8 protein-coding genes are annotated in these 19,748 nt (G+C 56.9%); 6 read left to right on the forward strand and 2 right to left on the reverse strand.

Going from position 1 to position 19,748, the window contains the following annotated elements; all coding sequences use genetic code 11:
* Nucleotides 1-8: 8 nt before the first annotated feature.
* From A7317_RS14625 to A7317_RS14650, 6 genes are all read left to right on the forward strand, one after another.
* The gene (locus A7317_RS14625; RefSeq protein ID WP_081329203.1) at nt 9-12,572 is read left to right on the forward strand and encodes a hemagglutinin repeat-containing protein; all 12,564 of its coding nucleotides are present in this window, start codon (nt 9-11) and stop codon (nt 12,570-12,572) included.
* Nucleotides 12,569-12,877: a DUF3630 family protein gene (locus A7317_RS14630; RefSeq protein ID WP_024076596.1), complete on the forward strand. Its 309-nt coding sequence runs from the start codon at nt 12,569-12,571 to the stop codon at nt 12,875-12,877. Before A7317_RS14625 ends, A7317_RS14630 begins: the two co-directional genes overlap by 4 nt.
* 361 nt (nt 12,878-13,238) lie before the next feature.
* Nucleotides 13,239-13,691 (forward strand): hypothetical protein, encoded by a 453-nt coding sequence (locus tag A7317_RS30040; RefSeq protein WP_024076595.1) that lies wholly within the window; start codon nt 13,239-13,241, stop codon nt 13,689-13,691.
* Nucleotides 13,692-13,790: 99 nt separating this feature from the next.
* A complete protein-coding gene (locus A7317_RS30660) occupies nt 13,791-14,204 on the forward strand; it encodes a hypothetical protein (RefSeq protein ID WP_143036971.1) in 414 nt (137 codons plus the stop codon).
* Nucleotides 14,205-14,212: 8 nt separating this feature from the next.
* The gene (locus tag A7317_RS30665; RefSeq protein WP_143036972.1) at nt 14,213-14,593 is read left to right on the forward strand and encodes a hypothetical protein; all 381 of its coding nucleotides are present in this window, start codon (nt 14,213-14,215) and stop codon (nt 14,591-14,593) included.
* A gap of 1,813 nt (nt 14,594-16,406) precedes the next feature.
* Nucleotides 16,407-16,865, forward strand: a complete 459-nt coding sequence (locus A7317_RS14650; RefSeq protein WP_024076590.1) for an Hsp20 family protein — start codon at nt 16,407-16,409, stop codon at nt 16,863-16,865.
* Nucleotides 16,866-17,155: 290 nt separating this feature from the next.
* On the opposite strand, the gene A7317_RS14655 is transcribed toward A7317_RS14650, so the two are convergent.
* Nucleotides 17,156-18,433: a cation:dicarboxylate symporter family transporter gene (locus A7317_RS14655; protein WP_024076589.1), complete on the reverse strand. Its 1,278-nt coding sequence runs from the start codon at nt 18,431-18,433 to the stop codon at nt 17,156-17,158.
* 95 nt (nt 18,434-18,528) lie between these two features.
* A complete protein-coding gene (locus tag A7317_RS14660) occupies nt 18,529-19,737 on the reverse strand; it encodes a pyridoxal phosphate-dependent aminotransferase (RefSeq protein WP_069076152.1) in 1,209 nt (402 codons plus the stop codon).
* Nucleotides 19,738-19,748 lie beyond the last annotated feature (11 nt).

Consider the following 19,748-nt stretch of genomic DNA (forward strand, 5'->3'; position numbering starts at 1 on the left):
GAAAACACATGGACGTTCGCCAGTTCGCCTTCCTCGCGCGCCAACCTTCTGCGGCCTTGAAAAGTCGTTCCAACTTCCTGGGGTTGCCCAAGCGTGGCTTGGCGTTGGTGCTGGCCAACGCGATGTTCTGGCAACCGTTGCTGGCCCAGGCGGACGGGATTGTGGTCAGCGCGCCGGGGACGACGCTCGGTCAGGCGGGCAATGGCGTGCCTATCGTCAATATCGCGGCGCCCAATGGCAACGGGCTGTCGCATAACCAATTCCAGGATTACAACGTCGGCCAGCAGGGCGTGATCCTCAACAACGCGACCGGTCGGACCCAGTCGACCCAGTTGGGCGGGATCATCCTCGGCAACCAGAACCTCAACGGCACAGCAGCCAGCGTGATCCTCAACGAGGTCAACGGCGGCAGCCCGAGTCAGTTGCGCGGGTACACCGAAGTGGCGGGGCAATCGGCCCACGTGATCGTTGCCAACCCGTACGGTGTCACCTGCGACGGCTGTGGCTTCATCAACACCCCACAGGCCACGCTGACCACCGGCAAGGCCGTCATCGAAAACGGCCAGATCACTCGCTACCAAGTCGACCAGGGCAGCGTCGCCATCGAAGGCGCCGGCCTGAATGCCAGCAACGTCGACCAGTTCGAAATCATCACCCGCTCGGCCAAGATCAACGCTGAGATCCAGGCCAAGAACCTGACGATCATTGCCGGTGCCAATGACGTCGACGCGAAAACCCTCAAGGCGACTGCCCGCGCCGCCGATCCGGCGAGCAAACCGCAACTGGCCATCGACTCCTCGGCCCTGGGCGGCATGTATGCCGGCGCGATCAAGCTGGTCAGCAGTGAAGCCGGTGTCGGGGTGAAACTCGACGGCAAGATGGTCGCCAGCAGCGGCGATATGCAATTGGATGCCAGCGGCAACCTTAGCCTGGTTGATACGGCGGCGGCCGGCGCGGTCAACATCAAGGCCGACAACCTGCAAGCCAAGGGGCCGGTCTATGCCGGCACTACCCTGGACGTGAAAACCCAAGGCGACCTGACCAGTCAGAACAACCTTGTCGCCAAGGACCGCATCACGCTCACCAGCGGCGGCCAGTTGCGCAATAACGGAATCATCGAAAGCGGGGTCAATGCCGATAACACCCGTAATGCCACGGGCGATGTCAGCATCAGTGCACAGAGCCTCAACAACACTGGCAAGAACATCATCGCCAGTCGTGACCTGGTTGTTAACGCAACGCAGACCCTGACCAACCAGGGTGGCACGCTCAGCGGACAAACCACCACCCTCAATGCCCAGACTCTGGACAATCAGAACAACGGGCGTGTGCTGAGTGTCAGCGCGCTGAAGGTTACGGCCGATGAGGTGTTCAATACCCTGGGCGTGATCACCAGCAGCGGTGACTTGACGGCCAATGTCGGGCACTTGAACAACCACAACGGCGAGCTTTCCAGCGCCGGTAACACCACGGTGAATGCTTCCTCGCTGGATAACAGCGATGGTCAGGTGACTGGTGACGTTGCGCTGAATATCGGCTTGATCGGCGCCCTGAACAACCAGAACGGGGTGTTGGGGTCCGGTCAGCGTGTGAGCATCACTGCCGCCAGCCTGGACAACAGCCATAACGGCAGCCTTGTCAGCGATGGCGGCTTGACCGCCCGCATTGCGGGCCTGTTCGATAACCAGAACGGTGACCTCAGCGCCAAAGGCGCGGTCGACCTGCAGACTGGCAGCCTCGATAACCGTAATGGCAGCCTGTCCGGCAAGGACCGACTGACGCTGCGCAGCGACTCGCTGGACAACCGCACCGGTAACGTACGTGCCACCAATGACCTGCAACTGAATGTCGGGCAACTCGATAACCGCCAAAAAGGGCTGCTCAACAGTCAGGCGGCGATCAATTTCACGGGCACTCAACTGGACAACCGCGGTGGGTTGTTGAGCGCAGTCGGGCCGATGCGTCTGGACGCCGCCAGTACCGATAACGGCGGCGGTCGTATTGCCAGCCAAACCAATCTGATCGCCAATGTTGCGCAGTTCGCCAACCAGGGGGGCGAACTGGTCGCTCAGGGCGCGTTGACCCTGAACGGCAAGGTACTGGATAACCGTGGCGGTGGTCTGGTAGGCGCCACAAAAGCGCTGCAACTCAACGTCGATGCAGTGGACAACCGTGGCGGGGAAATCTCCAGCGCCGTCGATGTCAGCCTGCAAGGCTCGCAACTGAACAACAGTGATAACGGCAAGATCCTCGCCGGTACCGATCTGGCCCTGCGCGTGGCACAGATCATCAACCAGACCAAAGGCCAACTGTTCAGCAAGGGCGCGACCACGGTTGTCGGACAGAGCCTGGACAACAGCGGTGGCAACCTTGTCACTCAGCAAGGTCTGGATATTCGCCTCGATAATGCCCTGAGCAACGTCGCCGGTCTGATCAGCAGTGAAGGAACCCTGGCGGTCAATGCAGGCAGTCTCGACAGCACTGGTGGTAACTTGTCGAGTGCCGGCGCGCTGGCGCTGACCACCAAGGGCGTGTTGAAAAATCAGGGCGGCTCGATCAGTACCGACGGCACCCTGACCCTCAATAGCGCCATCCTCGACAACAGCCGAAAAGGCCAGATCAGCGGTAAGAATGCGACGGTTGTGACAACCGGTGTGTTCGACAATACCCAGGCCGGGCAATTGATCAGCGGCGACACCCTTGACCTGAGCGCGACTCAGGTGAGCAACGGTGTTGCCAGCCGGATTGCCAGCGACAAGGCGTTGACCGCCAGCGTCACCGGTTTTGATCAGCAGGGCGGTCAACTGTTCAGCAAAACCTCCCTGAGCCTGGACCTGAATCAGGGGCAGTTGAACAACCAGAACGGCTTGATCAACGCGCCGTTGCTGATGCTGAAAAACCTCAAGGACATCAACAATCAGGGCGGTGAAATCTCCAGTGCCCAGGCATTCGCGCTGGACGCTCGTAACCTCGATAACGGCAACGGCAAGTTGATCAGCAATCAGGGCCTGACCCTGCGCCTCGAACAATGGCTGACCAGCGTCAAGGGCCTGATTTCCGCCCAGACCCTGGACCTGCAGAGCGCCCGTCTGGACAACACGGGTGGTCTGATCAGCAGCCGCGGCACCCTCGGGGTAACGGTAGGCGGTCAGGTCGTCAACCAGGGCGGCACCCTGATTGCAGACGGGGATATGCAGATCAGCGCTGACAGCCTGGACAACAGCGATGGCGGTCAGGTAGTTGCGCAGGGCGCGCTGGCGCTGACAGTCGATCATGTCATCAACCGCGCCAAAGGCCTTTTGTCGGGCAAGACTGACCTGACGTTGATCGGGCAGGATCTCGACAACAGCGGCGGCTCGCTGTTGAGCCAGAAAAACCTCAAGGCCGGACTCTCCGGCGATCTGACCAACAGCCAAGGCCTGTTGAGTGCTGAAGGCCGGTTGGACGTGACCGCAGCCAGCCTGAGCAATACCCTCGGCAGCCTGTCTGCGGCAGGACCGCTGACGCTGACCACCACAGGCGTCGTGCTGAACCAAGGCGGTGTGATCGTTACCGATGCCGGTCTCGTGCTCAACAGTGCCAGCCTCGATAACAGCAACAAAGGCAGCATCAGCAGCAAAGGTGCGGTGCGCGTGAACACCGGTGTGCTGGATAACAGCCACAACGGGCGGCTGAACAGTGGCGACACGCTGGACCTGACGGCTACCCAACTGACCAACCAGGACAGCGGTCGAATTGCCAGTTCCGGCGCCCTGACCGCAAACGTCACTGGCCTGGATCAACAGGGCGGTCAACTGTTCAGCAACACCGCCCTGACGCTGGACGTGAACCGGGGTCAACTGAATAACCAGAACGGGTTGATCAGCGCGCCGTTGCTGATGCTCAAGAATCTCACCGACATCAACAACGATGGCGGTGAAATCTCCAGTGTCCAAGCGTTCAACGTGACGGCTCGCAGCCTGAACAACAGCAATGGCAAGTTGCTGAGCAATCAGGCCCTGACCCTGCGCGTCGATCAGGCGCTGGCCAACCTCAAAGGGCTGATAGCTGCCGCCACACTCGACGTCAAGGCCGGCAGCCTGGACAACAGCGGCGGCACGCTGACCAGTCGTGCCAATCTGGACGTGAACCTCGACGGCCTTCTGAATAACCAGAATAAGGGCCTGATCAACGCCACCAACGGCCTGACCATTAACAGCCGCGGTATCAATAACCAGAGCGGTTCACTGTTGGGCAGCGCAATTGCCATCGATTTTGGTGCGGCCACAGCAGACCTGGACAACAGCGGCGGCCTGATCACCACCGCCGGCGTGTTGAGCATTCAGCACTTACGCGACCTGAGTAACCGCAACGGCGAAATCTCCAGCACGCAAAGCCTCGACCTCAGCGCGCGGGCACTCGACAACACGGGGGGGAAGCTGATCAGCAGCAACGTGCTGACAGTGAATGCCGACGCCGTGCAAAACCTCGGTGGCTTGCTGTCCGGCTGGCAGGGCCTGAGCCTGACCAGCAACAACCTGGATAACCGCAACAAAGGTACGCTGTCGAGCCGCGATGGCGATGTTTCCGTTGCGGTCAGCGGTGCGGTACTCAATAGCGGCGAAGGCGCAATCGTCAGCCGCAAAAACCTCAGTCTCAACGCCGTGGACCTGGATAACAGCAACGGTGGTGTGATCTCCAGTGGCGGCGCCCAGACCCTGACCCTCAGCGGTCTGCTGAAAAACGCCCAAGGCGGTTTGATCGACAGCGATGCGGCGCTGGTGATTCAGGCGATGACGCTGGGGAATGCCGGCGGCACCGTCAACGCCCAGCAGGGCCTTAGCTTCACCGGCACCGCGCTGGATAACACCGGTGGCAATCTGGTCGGCAACGCGGCAGTGACCCTCGACTTGCTCGGCGTGCTGACCAACACCAATGGCAAACTGGCCAGCGTCGGCCCGCTGCGGGTTCAGCGCTCAACGCAAATCGATAACCAGGGCGGCCAGCTCGCCAGCCAAGGCTTGATGACGCTGCTCACCGGCGGCCTGGACAATCGTAATCGGGGCACCGTTGCGGCTAACGATCTGCTGACGATCACTACACCGGGCGTGGTGCAGAACGACGCCGACGGCCTGATCTACAGCCAGAGCGGTGACCTGCAAGTCCAGGCCGGCAGCCTCAGCAATGGCAAAGGCACGCTGCAAAGTCAGGGCGCGCTGACCCTTACCACAGGCGCGGATATCAATAACCAGAGTGGCCGGATCATCGCCAAGACCGGCGACCTGAGCGTCTCCGCCGGCAATGTCGATAACCGCGGCGGCGTGCTCTCCAGCCTGCAATCGGCCTTCACTGCTCAGCTCACCGGCGTGCTGAAAAATGGCTATGACCTGAACAATAACCGTCAGGGTGGCGTGACCCAGGCACAGCGCTTGAATCTGACCGCCTTGGGTGGCATCGATAACTACGGCGGGCGAGTGTCGGCGCAAAGCGGTGACGCGATCATCACCACCGGCAACTTCGACAACCGTAACGGTGGCCTGTACGCCAAAGGCAAGATCAACGTCACCGGCAACGATTTTGACAACAGCGGCGACAACGATGGCCAGATTGCCGGTCAGCAGATCGACCTCAACCTCAGTGGCGCACTGAACAACCGGCTGGGCATCATCGAAAGCGACAGCACCCTGGCAATCAAGGCCGCGAGCCTCGATAACCAGACCGGCCAACTGCGTGTTCTGGGCGGCAGCGGTAAAACCGACTTCCAGATTGGCGGGCTGTTTGACAACCGCAATGGCACCCTGGAAAGCGCCAACACCAACCTGAGCCTGGCGGCAGGAGGCTTTCTCAATGATGGCGGCAGCTTGCTGCATGTGGGCGACGGCACGTTCGATATCTCTACCGCCAACGTCACGGGCGCCGGCGGCTCGATTGTCACTCGCGGCGGCCTGACGCTTAACGCCGATAGCTGGAGCAACAGCAACGTCATCCAGGCTGCGCGCCTGAACGTCAACGTCAATAACTTCACCCAGACCGCCAGTGGCCAGCTGTTGGCGTCCACCAGCCTCGTCGGTAGCGGCGGCAATTGGACCAACGATGGCCTGATCGCCAGTGACGGTGCGCTGAGCCTGAACCTCGGTGGCACATACGCAGGCAATGGCCGGCTCAGTAGCCTTGGGACACTCGGGCTGAGTGCCGGGCAAGTGAGCTTGAACGCGGCTTCGAGCATCGCCGGCGGCGGAGACACTACGGTGTCAGTCGGCGGCCAGCTGAACAACGTCGGTCGCCTGACCTCGGCGACCAACCTGATCGTCAACGCCGCAGGCATCAACAACCAGGGCACGCTGGGCAGCGGTCAAGGGCTGACCGTGACCACTGGCGCGCTGGTCAACGACCACGGCCTGATCTTCAGCGGCGCCGACATGAGCCTGCGCCTCGACACACTGAACAACAGCTACGCCGATATCTACAGCCTGGGCAACCTGAGCATCGACCGCGACGGGCAGGGCGGTCTGGCAACCAGCGTGATCAACAGCTCGTCGAGCATCCAGAGCGATGGCAACCTGAGCTTGGCCGCCAGCACGCTTCAGAACGTGCGTGCCGTGCTGACCACCAGTGCCGGTGGCATTTACACCGCCTCCATCACGGAGTATCCGTGCATAGAAAGCCCGAACTACGCGGGTGACTGCAGCGGCAAGCAAAACCACCTGTGGCAGATCGACCAACGCGAAAAACTCGAGGTGACCGCTGCCAGCGCCGGTTCCAGCATCACCGCTGGGAAAAACCTCAATATCGCAGGCGGTGATGTACTCAATGCAAGCAGCACCATCGGTGCTGCCGGCAACCTCAACATTACCGCCAACAACCTGACCAACAGCGGCGTTGAAACCGGCGAAACCGAAACCTGGCGGCTGTTCGTGTCCGAGCGCACCCGCAATGCCGGTATGTGGTACGACGCTGCGGCGGCGTTCAACAACCGCTATGCCATTGGCGGCGCGGGCTACAACCCCAAAGACCTGAGCGGCCTGGTTGGCGCCATGTCCTCGTTTATCGGCATGACCGAGCAAGAGCGCACAGTGTTGCGCCGGGTCACCAAGATCAGTACGGGTGACCAGACCTACGCTGCCGTGATTCAGGCGGCAGGCGCGGTGAACATAAAGGCCCAGGACGGTATCGACAACCGTGTGGCGCGGCCCGGTTTCACCTATGTAGGTGCGGGTGCGAAAACCACCACTGGCAGTGCCGGCGCCAGCGGCGCGGGGGCGTTTTCGACGCGAGTTACAGTCAATCAACAGCTGCCACCGAACCTCGCCCAGCAGCAGGTGAATCCACTGACCTTACCGGGTTTCGCACTGCCCACCGGGCAGAACGGTTTGTTCCGCCTGAGTGGTCAAGGCAGCAGTACTCCAGTGGCCAGCGGCCCGCAAAGCTGGACCATGGGCAGCGCCAGCGTCAGCCCGACCCAGCGTCAGCAAGTGCTGCCCAGCGTCCAGCCCCCGAACATTCAACTGGGCAACGACGCTCAGGCTTCGGCCAGCGGCGTAGATTTGACTGCGGCAGGTCATCAGGCGTCAAACGTCAACGTGGGAGCCAGCGCGATTAACGTCAGCCCACCGGCTGCCAGCGCTGAGGGTTCTGCACTGCCAGGCCGGTCCACGGCGTTTACCATTAATCGCGTCCAGGGCTTGCCCGCCAGCAGCGGTCAGTCCACCCCCCATAAATACCTGATCGAAACCAACCCGGTACTCACCGACCTCAAGCAGTTCATGAGCTCGGACTACCTGTTGTCCAACCTCGGTTACAACCCGGACCAAAGCGCCAAGCGCCTGGGCGACGGTTTCTACGAACAGAACTTGATTCAGCAAGCCGTAGTCGCCCGAACCGGCCAGCGCTTCATCGATGGCCAGACCTCCGACGAGGGCATGTTCAAGTACCTGATGAACAACGCCGTCGCCAGCAAACAGGAATTGAACCTGCAATTGGGCGTCTCCCTGACCTCCGAACAGGTCGCAGCCCTGACCCACGACATTGTCTGGATGGAAAACGCCGAGGTGAACGGCGAGCAAGTGCTGGTACCGGTGCTGTACCTGGCCAACGCCAACAATCGCCTGGCCGCCAACGGCGCCCTTATCCAGGGCAGCGACGTAACCCTGATCGCTGGTAAGGACCTGAGCAACGCGGGTACGTTGAAAGCTTCCAACAACCTGTCGGCGACGGCTGGCAACGACCTGGTGAACAGCGGTCTGGTCGAAGCGGGCAATCGTCTCGACCTGCTGGCCGGCAACAACCTGATCAACAAGGCAGGCGGTGTCATCGCCGGCCGCGACGTCTCACTGACGGCCGGCCGCGACGTGATCAACGAACGCACGGTTACCACCCACGAAAGCGGCAGCAGCTACCGAACCGAACGCACTGATTTCGTCGATAACGCCGCCCGCATCGAAGCCGCCAACGGCCTGACTGTCAACGCCGGGCGAGACGTCAACAACGCCGGCGGCGTGCTCAAAAGCGGCAAGGACACCACGATCAGTGCCGGACGTGACGTCAACCTTGTCTCTGCTGAACAAGTCACCAGCGGCGTGCGTGGTTTGTATACGAGTCAGGGCATTACCCAATACGGCTCGACCGTCGATGCCGGGCAGGACTTGAAAGTCAGCGCTGGCCGCGATGTCACCGCGATTGCCAGTCAGCTTGCTGCCAAGCGCGATGTGAGCATGAGTGCGGTGGGTGATCTGACCCTGGCTTCGGCGGCGGATGAGCAGCATTCGTATGGTAAGACCAAGAAGGTGACGAGTCAGGAGGATCACACCCAGCAAGTCGCGACCAGTGTTTCGGCGGGTGGCAATGTGGTGCTGGCAGCTGGCAAGGACTTGGGGTTGATAGCCAGCAAGGTCAGTGCAGGGAATGAGGCCTACCTGAGTGCGGGCGCCAACCTGACGTTGCAAGCGGCGGCCAATGAAGACTACAGCTTCTACAGTAAGGTCAAGAAAAGCTCGTCGGGTAAAAAGAGTCGACTGGATGAGATCGCCAGTACCACCAATATGGCCAGCTCGGTCACCAGTGGGATGAACAGCACGCTGGTTGCGGGTAATGATCTCATCGTCAAGGGCAGTGAGGTCGCCGCCGACAAGGGCGCAGCCAAGCTAGTCGCCGGTCATGATGTGCAGATTGTTGCGGTCACCGATTCCAATAGTGCTCGGCATGAAAGCAGCAAGAGCAAAAGCAGCTGGGGTGGGTTGAAGTCGAGCAAGGTTCAGGATGCGGTTTCTGAGACGCAGACCATGGCAAGGGGCAGCATTATCTCGGGTAACACCGTGGATGTGGCGGCTCTGCATGATGTCACGGTGAGAGGCTCCGGACTGGTCAGTACCCAGGACCTGAAGGTGCAGGCCGGTCGTGACCTGGTGATTGATGCGGCGCAAAACACGTTCACTCACAGTGAAATGCACAAGCAGAAAAATCGAGACCTGACCGGTGTGCTGACGGCCAACAACCTGGGCATTGATGACATCACCGGCAATCAGCATCTGTCCATCAGCAGCCAGAACCATACCGGTCAGTCCGCTCAGACCACATTGACCGGCAGCACCGTCGGTTCGAGCCAGGGCAATGTTGTGCTCACTGCAGGGCGTGAGCTGAGCGTAATCGCCAGCGATCTGGTCAGTACCAAAAACATGAACCTGACGGGGGCCAACGTCAACATTGCCGCTGGCATGGAAAGCGCCAGCCAGAGCAGTACCGACAAGTCCAGCAGCCTGGCAGTGGGCCGAGTGGTTGGCGGCGCTGTCGTGGATACCTTCAACTCCATCCGTGGCGCCATCAAGGCGGCGAACAACGCCGATGACCCCAAACTCAAGGCTGTGAAGCTGGCGCAGGCCGCGCTGGCTGCTTACAACCTGAACGGTATGAGTGATTCGGTTTCCGAGGGCATCAAGGACTACGCCAACAACAAAGGCGGTTCCAGCAATGGCTCATTAATAAAAATCGGTACTGAAACAGCGCTGACCCACAGTAAAAGTACTAGCGAATATGAAAGCCAGACGGCCAAGCAGAGCTCGCTCAACGTAGGCCAGGCCCTTGCTATCGAAGCCACGGGAAAGGCACTGGGCACGGTAGGTGATATCCATGTCATCGGCAGTAGCCTGAAGGCGGCCGAGACTGCACTGATCGCCAAGAACGACATCATTCTGGAAAGTGCGCAGAACACCGCTGACTGGGCAAACAAGAACTCCAACAACAGAACGGCCATAGGCGCCAGCTTCAATATTGGTCAGCAGAATGGTTTTACCATCGACCTGGGTGCCCAGATCGCCAAGGGCATGGGTAACGGTAGTTCGGTCACTCAGGTCAATACCACGCTGGATAGCGGTGCACTGACGTTGCACAGTGGCAAAGACACCACCCTTGATGGCGCGCAGGTGCGAGCCAACAAGATTGATGCACTAGTCCAGGGCAACCTGAATATCACTTCGCGCCAGGACTCCGAAACCGAAAAGAACAAGCAGGGCAGTGCGGGTGTGGGCGCCAGTATCTGCATTCCGCCGATCTGTTATGGCGCTCCGGTGACGGCATCGGCCAGCCTTTCCGCCGGCAACATGAAAAGTAACTACCAGGCTGTTACGGACCAGAGCGGTCTGTTTGCGGGCAATGGTGGTTACAACATTGTTGTCGGCGCCAACACCACGCTTAAAGGGGCAGTGATTGCCAGTGATGCGACGGCCGACAAAAACCTGCTCAGCACCGACCGATTGATAACCAGCGACATCAAGAACAAGAGCGACATCGAGAGTTCGTCTGCCAGCGTCAGCGGTTCCGCCAGTTATGGAGGGGCGGGTGGATCGGCGGCTTCCTTGGGCGGCCTGTTCGGCATGTCGCTCAATGAGTCGGACAGTAGCAAGACCCGAAGTGCGGTCAGCGAAGGCACGATCATTGTACGTAACGCCGAAGGAGCTAACGACCTGGTTGGCTTGAACCGTGACACCGCCAATGCCAACGAAAAACTGGATCGCCCTGACAAAAAGGCGATTGAAGAGCGCATGGAGCTGATTCGTAGCTCTGTGGAGTTGGTCAATGGCATCTCGGATGCAATTGCCACGGCCAAGATGAAGGCCGCCAAGGATCCGAACAGTGATGAGTCGAAGGCGGCACGTCAGCAGCTACTGGAGAAGGGCACCGCCAATCCGACTCCTGATCAGATCGATCAACAGGTCAGTCAGAACTATGGCGTCGGTAGCAGCTTCAAGAAAGCGTCTCAGGCGGTCAGCGCTGTTGTCCAGGGAATCCTGGGTGGGAACATTGGTGGTGCGTTGGCTGGCGCCGCTGCGCCCTATGTGGCTGAAAGAATCAAGAAGGCTACCGGGGACGACGACGTCGCGAACCTGATGGCACATGCGGTGTGGGGAGCGGTACTAGCCAAAGCTCAAGGTAACTCGGCGTTGGCGGGCGCTGCGGGAGCAGGTATTGGTGAATACATCGCCAAACAGTTGTATCCGAATAAACCTGTTGATCAATTAACCGAGTCGGAAAAGCAGACGATATCGGCTCTATCAACATTGGCTGGAGGACTGGCGGGTGGGCTGGCCGCTGGAGGCTTGAACAACGCGATTGCCGCTGCAGGGACCGCTAAAAACGCGGTCGAGAACAACCATCTGAACCCGATCGAAGACGCCTCCCTGGAGATAATGCGAAAGGAGTACAACTCGTCGTGCGTGGGAGTTTCGTCAGATGAATGCACAAAACTGAAGGCTGATATTGAGGCTTTGTTCAAGAAGGCCCAAAGCATACTTAAAGACGAAACCATCAGCTTGGCAAGTGATGCGACCTGGGACTCCAAGCTGGATCACAAACCTGGCGACATCGTCATGTGCAAGACGTCCTATACCTCGTTCTGTGTAGTTACAGATCAATTTGTGAAAACCGCTGACGGTAACGAGTGGTATCTGAAGCCGGCGACCGTCGAACAGGCATTGGAAGGACGAGCGAATCAGGAGAAAATGGCGAGCGACCTGAAAGCGTCGCTTAAGCAGTTTGCTGATGATTCTTTCAGTGAAGGCTGCGGTGGGATGGGCCTAATTGGCATTGGATGCCAGCTTTCGATGGCATTTGGTGTCACTAACCCGGTTACAGAGGCCAAAGCGACTACTGGAGAGAGAATTGGTTGGTTTGCGCAAGCGCTTCTGAATATAGTGGGGCTGAAGGCTGCTGTTGGTGGTGCTGCGGCGGAAGGTGCAAAAGGGACTCCTGCTTGGGATAACGCTATATCTAAAGCTGACGGAGACTTCGGGTATCTCCCGCCTGTCCGGCAAAACTATGTTAAAGATGTTTACGACTTACAAGGGGCTGTGGACAAGATGCGTGCTAGCGGTGCAAGCGCAGAAGACGTTGCAAAGTATGCGTATGGCGCAAGAAACGAGCTGAAAATGAAGTACAGGGAGTATACACCTCCGGAAATGCTTGATGTCATTGATGCAAGAAACTTGGAGCGATATGGCAACAAGATTGGACCCGCATTTGATGATCTAGTTAAAAAAGGTAAAACTTTTGATCAGATAATTGAAAGTTCTACTCGGGCTGGCGGTGGAGACCTTTTTCAATGAAGAGATTTATTGATGATAACGTTTATGCTCTTGGCCGTATGAAATCTGGAAGGTTGTATGCGGAGCTGATTTCTGATGTGGGCTGGGAAGGTTTCCCTAACTATGCGGAGGAGTTCATTAAGCTGTTCTCTGGCAGTATCATTAGTAAAAATGATTCTGTTGATACTAGAGTTTGGGGCGTGATTATAAAAGGTCAGTCCCTGCGATTGGTTTACGAAGACTTTCCCGTGATGATTAGTTTGGAGTCGCAAAGTGAAGGGGGGGACCGATTTGTCGAGGAGCTAAGAGAGATTTTGATAAGCTAGGTTAGTCCTTCGGCGCAAAAGATGTAGTACCTGATCCAGGTAAGACCGCTGTATATTCTTCGACGGCTGAAGACGGCACTGTACAGTATGTTGGTATTACCGATAATCTTGAGGCGCGGTCAGCGGCACACTTATCCCAGAAAGGCATTGAAATTGATGCAATACCAGGTCTTCAGAATATATCTCGCAGTGATGCAAGGGCAGTTGAGCAAGTGTTGATCGAATACAACGACTTAGGTAAAGATGGCGGCTCATTGATCAATAAGATCAACAGTATCTCCACAGCTAATCCGATTTATGCGGAGTCTCTCGCTAGAGGTGCCGCTCTTTTGAAATCAATTGGATATCCAGGGTTTAAATAATGATCAAAATTGGAGATGTATTTGCCATCGCAACTACGAGTGGAAAAGCATATTTCCAGTTTGTGAAAAAAATCCCTCCTATGGGTTCTTTAATCCGTGTCTTGCCAGGTACGTATCATGACGAACCAGATTTGGATGTCTTGGTAGAGGAAAAAACAAATTTCTGGATTTTTTTTCCTGCCTCGGCAGCTCTGAAGCAAGGAATTATCCAAAAAGCTAATAGTTGTACTGTTCCAACGCACTCTAAGGAGACCCCAACTTTCCGTGCTGGAGTAGTGGACCCTTCAACTGGGCGTGTCGATGCTTGGTGGTTTTGGAACGGGGAGAAAGAATGGAAAGTTGGCGAAATTACAGAAGAGCAGCGGAAGTTTCCTATACGTGGAACATGGAACGACACTCTATTGGTCCAGAGAATTGAAGAGGGCTGGTTGCCGGAAAAGGATAGGCGTTAACTCTATCGGTTTTAGTCGCATGTTGGTGCAAAAGGAGGGCCAGCGAGTAATCTGAATGCGACGAGTGCTATAACAGACGCTGAGGCTGGAACCAGTGGATTGGCAAAGATAGGTTCTTTGAAGGGAGAGCCTGAGCTGCCACCAAAAAATGCAAGTCCGGACATGATTCGATCAATTGAGCGTCAAAATGAAGCTTCGAAGGGGCTTGCTCAAGCTGGATATGATGTTGAGCAGTTGGCAAATTCTGGGAAAAAAGGAGCCAACCCTGATTTGCGGATTAATGGTGAACTAGCTGATGTTTTCTCGCCAATCACCAATAGCCCAATTTCAGTGCTGAAAACAATAACCGGTAAAGTTGAGACTCAGGCTAGCAATATTGTTGTGAATTTGGCTGACTCTCCATTGACCTTTGATCAGATAGAAAGTGCACTGCGCTCGAATCCTGTCGAAGGTTTGAAAAAGCTTTATTTGATGAAGGGCGGGGAATTTAGGGTGATAGGGGCTGCGAAGTGACAATTACAATGAATCTTGAGATTGAAGTTGGAGTTTCCTTTGAAGAAATTGCTTCAGTGCTCTCAGTGATGGGGGCTGAGCACGCAATTGAAAGTGGTTATCTAACAGGTAACTTTAAATATTCAGGTGTTTATTTTGTATTTCGTTGCTTTAGTACTCCTGAGGACGTTGCTGCTGAAGGGGTTGATGTTGATTGGAAAGCAGGTATGAGTGGAGCGTTTCATTGTCCTATAAAATATTTGCTGGAGAGTTCTGAGGATATTAAGTCTTTCCTTACGAAGCTGTCGATAGAGACGGATTTTAAATTTGTTCTTTCTTTTCAGTACGAAAGCTTGTATGTGATTCGTGATGAGTTTGGTATTAGTTTTCTGAGAAACATGGTTGATTAGTTGGTGCAAAAGCAACTGGTGGCGCTGCTGGAAAGGTAGATGATCTTGCCTCTACTGGGACACCTGTTCGTCCCACACCCCAAAAATCTGAAATTGATGTCGGCGCTGATCTTGGTGCTGGAGCTCGCCCACAAGTCAGTTATAAAAATGGACAAGAAGTTCCTTACGGCACTTCGGGTAGTGTTCGTCCAGACTGGTGTGTAGGTAACGTATGCAGTTAGGCACGAAAACGCCATTTGGTACTGCGCTAGGTATATATGTCGGCGGAGTTGGCTATAAGGGCTACGGCTTTTACGAGGAGGCTAAGGGTGACGGTAAGTAAGTTCATTTCCTCGGCGATAATGGGGGCGGGTGTTTTGGTCGTCATGTTGTCCCTAGGATGCTTGTTGGCGTTGTTGCCGGTCCTGTTTATTTCCGCAGGGTTTGAGGTGGGGTTTGATGTGGTATTTGTATGGTTGGGAATGCCATTCTCGATTTTGTTTGCGTTGAGTTGGTTTTATAAGTATGCGGACTTCGCGAAATCAATCATCTTTAGACGTTAGTGTGGTGTGTCTATGAGCAAGGCTTGGGGAAAAAGGTGGGGCTGGCTATGACGGATGGACGCCTGCAAACGCATTGATACAAGCTTTGTCAATGATGGCTGGAGTTCCGCTGGTAGCCGTTGAAGCCCCGTTGTTGGACTTACCGACGTGGCTGTGGGGGGATAAATTTCCGGTGGAGCGAATTTCAACTATCAACTGATGGCGGGAAAACTTATGGATTATGTCGATTTATCCGTTGCACGGGCGTTGGAATAGCGACCCACGACAGAAGTCTTGGGGGTTACATTGGGCACTAGCTTAAGCGGTGAGGAGTTATATTAAAAGAGAATATGCAACATACTCACTCTGGGTGACCGCTGTCGGTGGTGTGGTGGGATTCAAAAGCGGAAAGTTGGTTGCGGGGCAATTGATACCGATAATAGGTGGGGCGGTTGAGACTGTCGGCAATACCTCCGGATCTTTTCTGCCGAAGGTGGTGAATGGACAAATTAACGCATTGGGAGGGGGAGTTGATGTTTTTGGTTTGGTTAAAGGTGCTTTAGCCTATGCCATTCTAGTGGCGGTGAGGGTTTGGGTGCTGTATTTGCTCAAGGCGTGTAGAGGCCGTAAATCCCAGCGCGGTAAGATGGATAGAAAGGAATATTCTTAAACAGCTGTCTGGGGTACTGGCTGGTTAATCAAAGTAACAGAAGTTTTGGAAAGGCGAAAATTATGCCAGTAAGTATTAATAAGCGAAGCCGCATAATTTATTTTACTAAATTTAGAGTTGAGTGTCGTTTCTCAATAAGTGGAGCAACTTTATATAAGCGTATTGATGAAAGGCGATCGTTGAAGACTAAACTGTCTCTGACTAAGGGTGTCGCCTTTTCCTACAATGTATTGACTTCTCCAGCTTTGACAAGCCCACCCAACCCGACTAACTTTCCTGGCGTGACGCATTCATGCGACCCACGCTATGCAGCAACCCTATCTCCGCGCCACATTTCGTCGTGGCCCCGATGCGCCTAACAGCCAGCAAATGACTGTCAATCACTCGGTCCCTGGTTCGAGTCCAGGTCGTGAAGCCAGATAGGAAAAAGCCTGCAGAGATGCAGGCTTTTTTTCGCCTTGAATTTGACGAACACCCGGCGTGCCAGCAGCCAAAAAAACGCACAAAAAATTTTTTTAGGGTGACGCTTGAATTTTTTCCGCCTGAACCTACCTAGGGATTACGCGATGCCGAATGCGGGTCGCGTATCAAATCACTTGGAGAAAACTCAGGAGATTTTGCAATGGCTACTACTCTTTCCTTGGCCCCACTGTTCCGTCATTCCGTGGGCTTTGACCGTTTCAACGACCTGTTCGAATCGGCGCTTCGCAGCGAGGCCGGTACCACCTATCCGCCACACAACGTCGAAAAGCACGGTGACGATCATTATCGGATCGTGATCGCGGCAGCAGGCTTGGTGGAGGACGACCTGGATATTCAGGTGGAGAAAGGCGTGTTGACCGTCGCCGGCGGCAAGCGGGAACACGATGAGGGCATCACTTACCTGCACCAAGGCATCGCCCAGCGCGCGTTCCGTTTGTCGTTCCGCCTGGTCGACCACATTGAAGTGCAGGGCGCACAGCTCGCCAATGGTTTGCTGAGCATCGATCTGCTCAGGATCGTGCCCGAGGAAGCCAAGCCTAAGCGCATTGCGATTGGCGGTGCTGCCAAGGCTGAGGTGAAATCCATCAGCGAGCAATAAGGCTGGAATGAATAAAGGCGCTCTTCGGAGCGCTTTTATTCGATGTGGCGAGGTCAAAATGTGGCGCTTTTGTATGAGCGGACTTGCCCCGATGCCAGTCAGTTAAGGGCGAACACTGTACCTGGGGCGAGGGACCTTGCTCCCGTTGGGACGCGAAGCGGCCCCAAAATCAGCCTATGAGTTCTAATCGGAAAATCTCAGTGCCTTTATTGGCGCTGCTTCGCAGCCCAACGCGGGGCAAGCCCGCTCGCCACAACAGGCCCGCTTACCACAGAAGCACAGCAGTCGCTTCATTCCATCTGCACATTTTGCGCTTTCTGCTGCTGCCCAGCCCGCACCTCACGCCCCTCCCACTTGGCAATCACCAACGGCGCCAACGCATTGCCCAGCACATTCAGCGCCGTGGTCGGCATCTCCATCAAACGGTACACCCCAGCGATAAACGCGATGCCTTCCAACGGCAAACCGGCACTGGCCAGGGTGGCCGAGAGAATCACGAACATGAACCCCGGTACCCCTGCCGCACCCTTGGAGGTGAGCACCATGGTCACCACCAGCAAGGCCTGATCGCCCAGGCTCAAATCAATGCCGTACAACTGCGCGACGAACAGGGTACCGATGCCGAGGAACAGTGAAGCGCCGTCGAGGTTGAACGAGTAACCCACCGGTACCACAAAGCTCACCAGTGAAGGCGGTACGCCGTAGGTTTCGAGTTTCTTCATCAATTGCGGCATCACCGCCGCCGAGCTGGCGGTGGAGAAGGCCAGTACCAGTTCATCCTTGATATGGCGCATCAGCGCGAACAGGTTGATCCCGCAAACGCGCGCCACCAGGTTGAGCACCACCAGCACAAAGAACGCGATGGCCACATAGCTGACCATGATCAGCTTGGCCAGCGGCAGCAACGAGCTGAAACCGAAGTTGGCCACCGTCACGGCGATCATGCCGAACACGCCGATGGGCGAGTAGGCCATGATCATCGAGGTGACCTTGAACATCGCGTCGCTGACGCCACGCAACAGCGCGATGACCGGGTCTTTGCGCTCGGCGGGCAAGCGCGCCACGCCCAGGCCGAACATCACCGCAAAAAACAGCACCGACAACAGGCTGCCCTGGGCCATGGCGTTGACCACGTTGTCGGGGATGATGCCGACGATGATCTGCCCCAGGCTATGACCGGCGCCGTTGCTGGTGGGTAGGGTGATATTCGCCGCGTGCAGGCTGGACAGTTCAGTGCCAGCGCCGGGCTTGAGCAGGTTGCCCATGACCAGGCCGATGATGATCGCCAGGGTGGTGATGCAGAAAAAATAGCTCAGGGATTTGACCCCGATACGGCCCAGGGATTTGCCGTCACCGTGCCCGGCAATGCCCACCACCATGCAGGAAAACACGATGGGCACCACGATCATTTTCATCAGCTTGATAAAGATATCGCCTGCCGGTTGCAGGACATTGTCCACCAGCCACGGCCGGGATTCGGGAAAGCGGTGCAGCAGGGCACCAATGGCGATACCGGCGAGCAAGCCGATCATGATTTGCCAGACCAGCGCGATGCGGGGCGTGTGCATGGGAGTGCCTCATTTGAGATCAATGATTTTTAAGTTGTTGTTCTAGGCAGTCAAAAGGCGGCCGTCCGCTGGTCGCCGGGTGTTACGGGTGGCCGTCAGCGCAGGTCGTTGCATGCGTCTTTGAGGCGACGGCACCCTTCTTCGATCACGTCCAGCGAGCTTGCGAACGACAGGCGCACATACGGCGACATGCCGTAGGCCGCGCCGCTGACGGTGGCCAGGCCGTAGTCGCGCAATAGGTAGTCCACCAGTTGGGTGTCGCTGTCGAGGCGATCGCCTTGGGGGGTGAGCTTGCCCATCAGGCCGCTGACGTTGGCGAATACATAAAACGCGCCATCCGGTGGTGTAATGCTCAATTCGGGGATGCCCTCAAGCAGCGCCAGAATGCGCGCGCGGCGTTGCTGGTATTCCTCGCGCATGCCGGCGATAGGTGCTTGATCACCCGCAAACGCGGCCACCGCGGCCGCCTGGCTCAACGAGCTGGGGCAGGTGGTGGTCTGTGACAGCAACTTGGCGATGGCCGCGATCAACCAGGCCGGCCCCGCACCAAAGCCCAGGCGCCAACCGGTCATCGCATAGCCCTTGGACGCGCCGTTGACGATCAGCGTGCGTGGCTTGAGATCGGGCGCCAGGCGTGTCAACGGCACATGCCGGGCGTCGCCGTAGACGAAGTGTTCGTAGATCTCATCGGCCATGACCAGCACATGGGGATGACGACGCAAAACCTGCGCCAGGGCCAGCAGTTCGGCTTCGCTGTACACCGCGCCGCTGGGGTTGTTCGGGCTGTTGAGGATCACCCATTTGGTGCGTGGGGTGATCGCCTGTTCGAGCGCGGCGGGCGACAGCTTGAAACCCAGGCTTTCATCGCCCGGGATGATCACCGGTGTGGCATCGTTGAGCCGTGCGATGTCCGGGTATGAGACCCAATACGGCGTGTGCACGATGACTTCATCGCCGCGATTCAAGGTGGCGGCCAACGCGTGATAAATGATGTGCTTGCCGCCGCAACCGGCGACGACTTCGTCCAGGCCATACACCACATCATTATCTCGCTGCAGTTTCAGGCAGATGGCCTGGCGCAGGGCAAGGGTGCCGGTGGTGGCGGTGTAATGGGTATCACCGCTGTGCATCGCCAAGCTGGCGGCCTCAAGAATATGCGCCGGGGTGTCGAAGTCCGGCTCGCCCACGGTGAAGTTAACGATGTCGCGGCCCTGGGCGCGCAACTCGGTGACCAGGGCGTTGGCGGCAATGCTGGGGGAGGGCGCAATGCCCAGGACACGGTCCGACAAAAATGCAGTGCTCATCTCGGACTCCT

The sequence above is a fragment of the Pseudomonas fluorescens genome, from assembly GCF_001708445.1.
GTDB classification, from domain to species: domain Bacteria; phylum Pseudomonadota; class Gammaproteobacteria; order Pseudomonadales; family Pseudomonadaceae; genus Aquipseudomonas; species Aquipseudomonas gorinensis.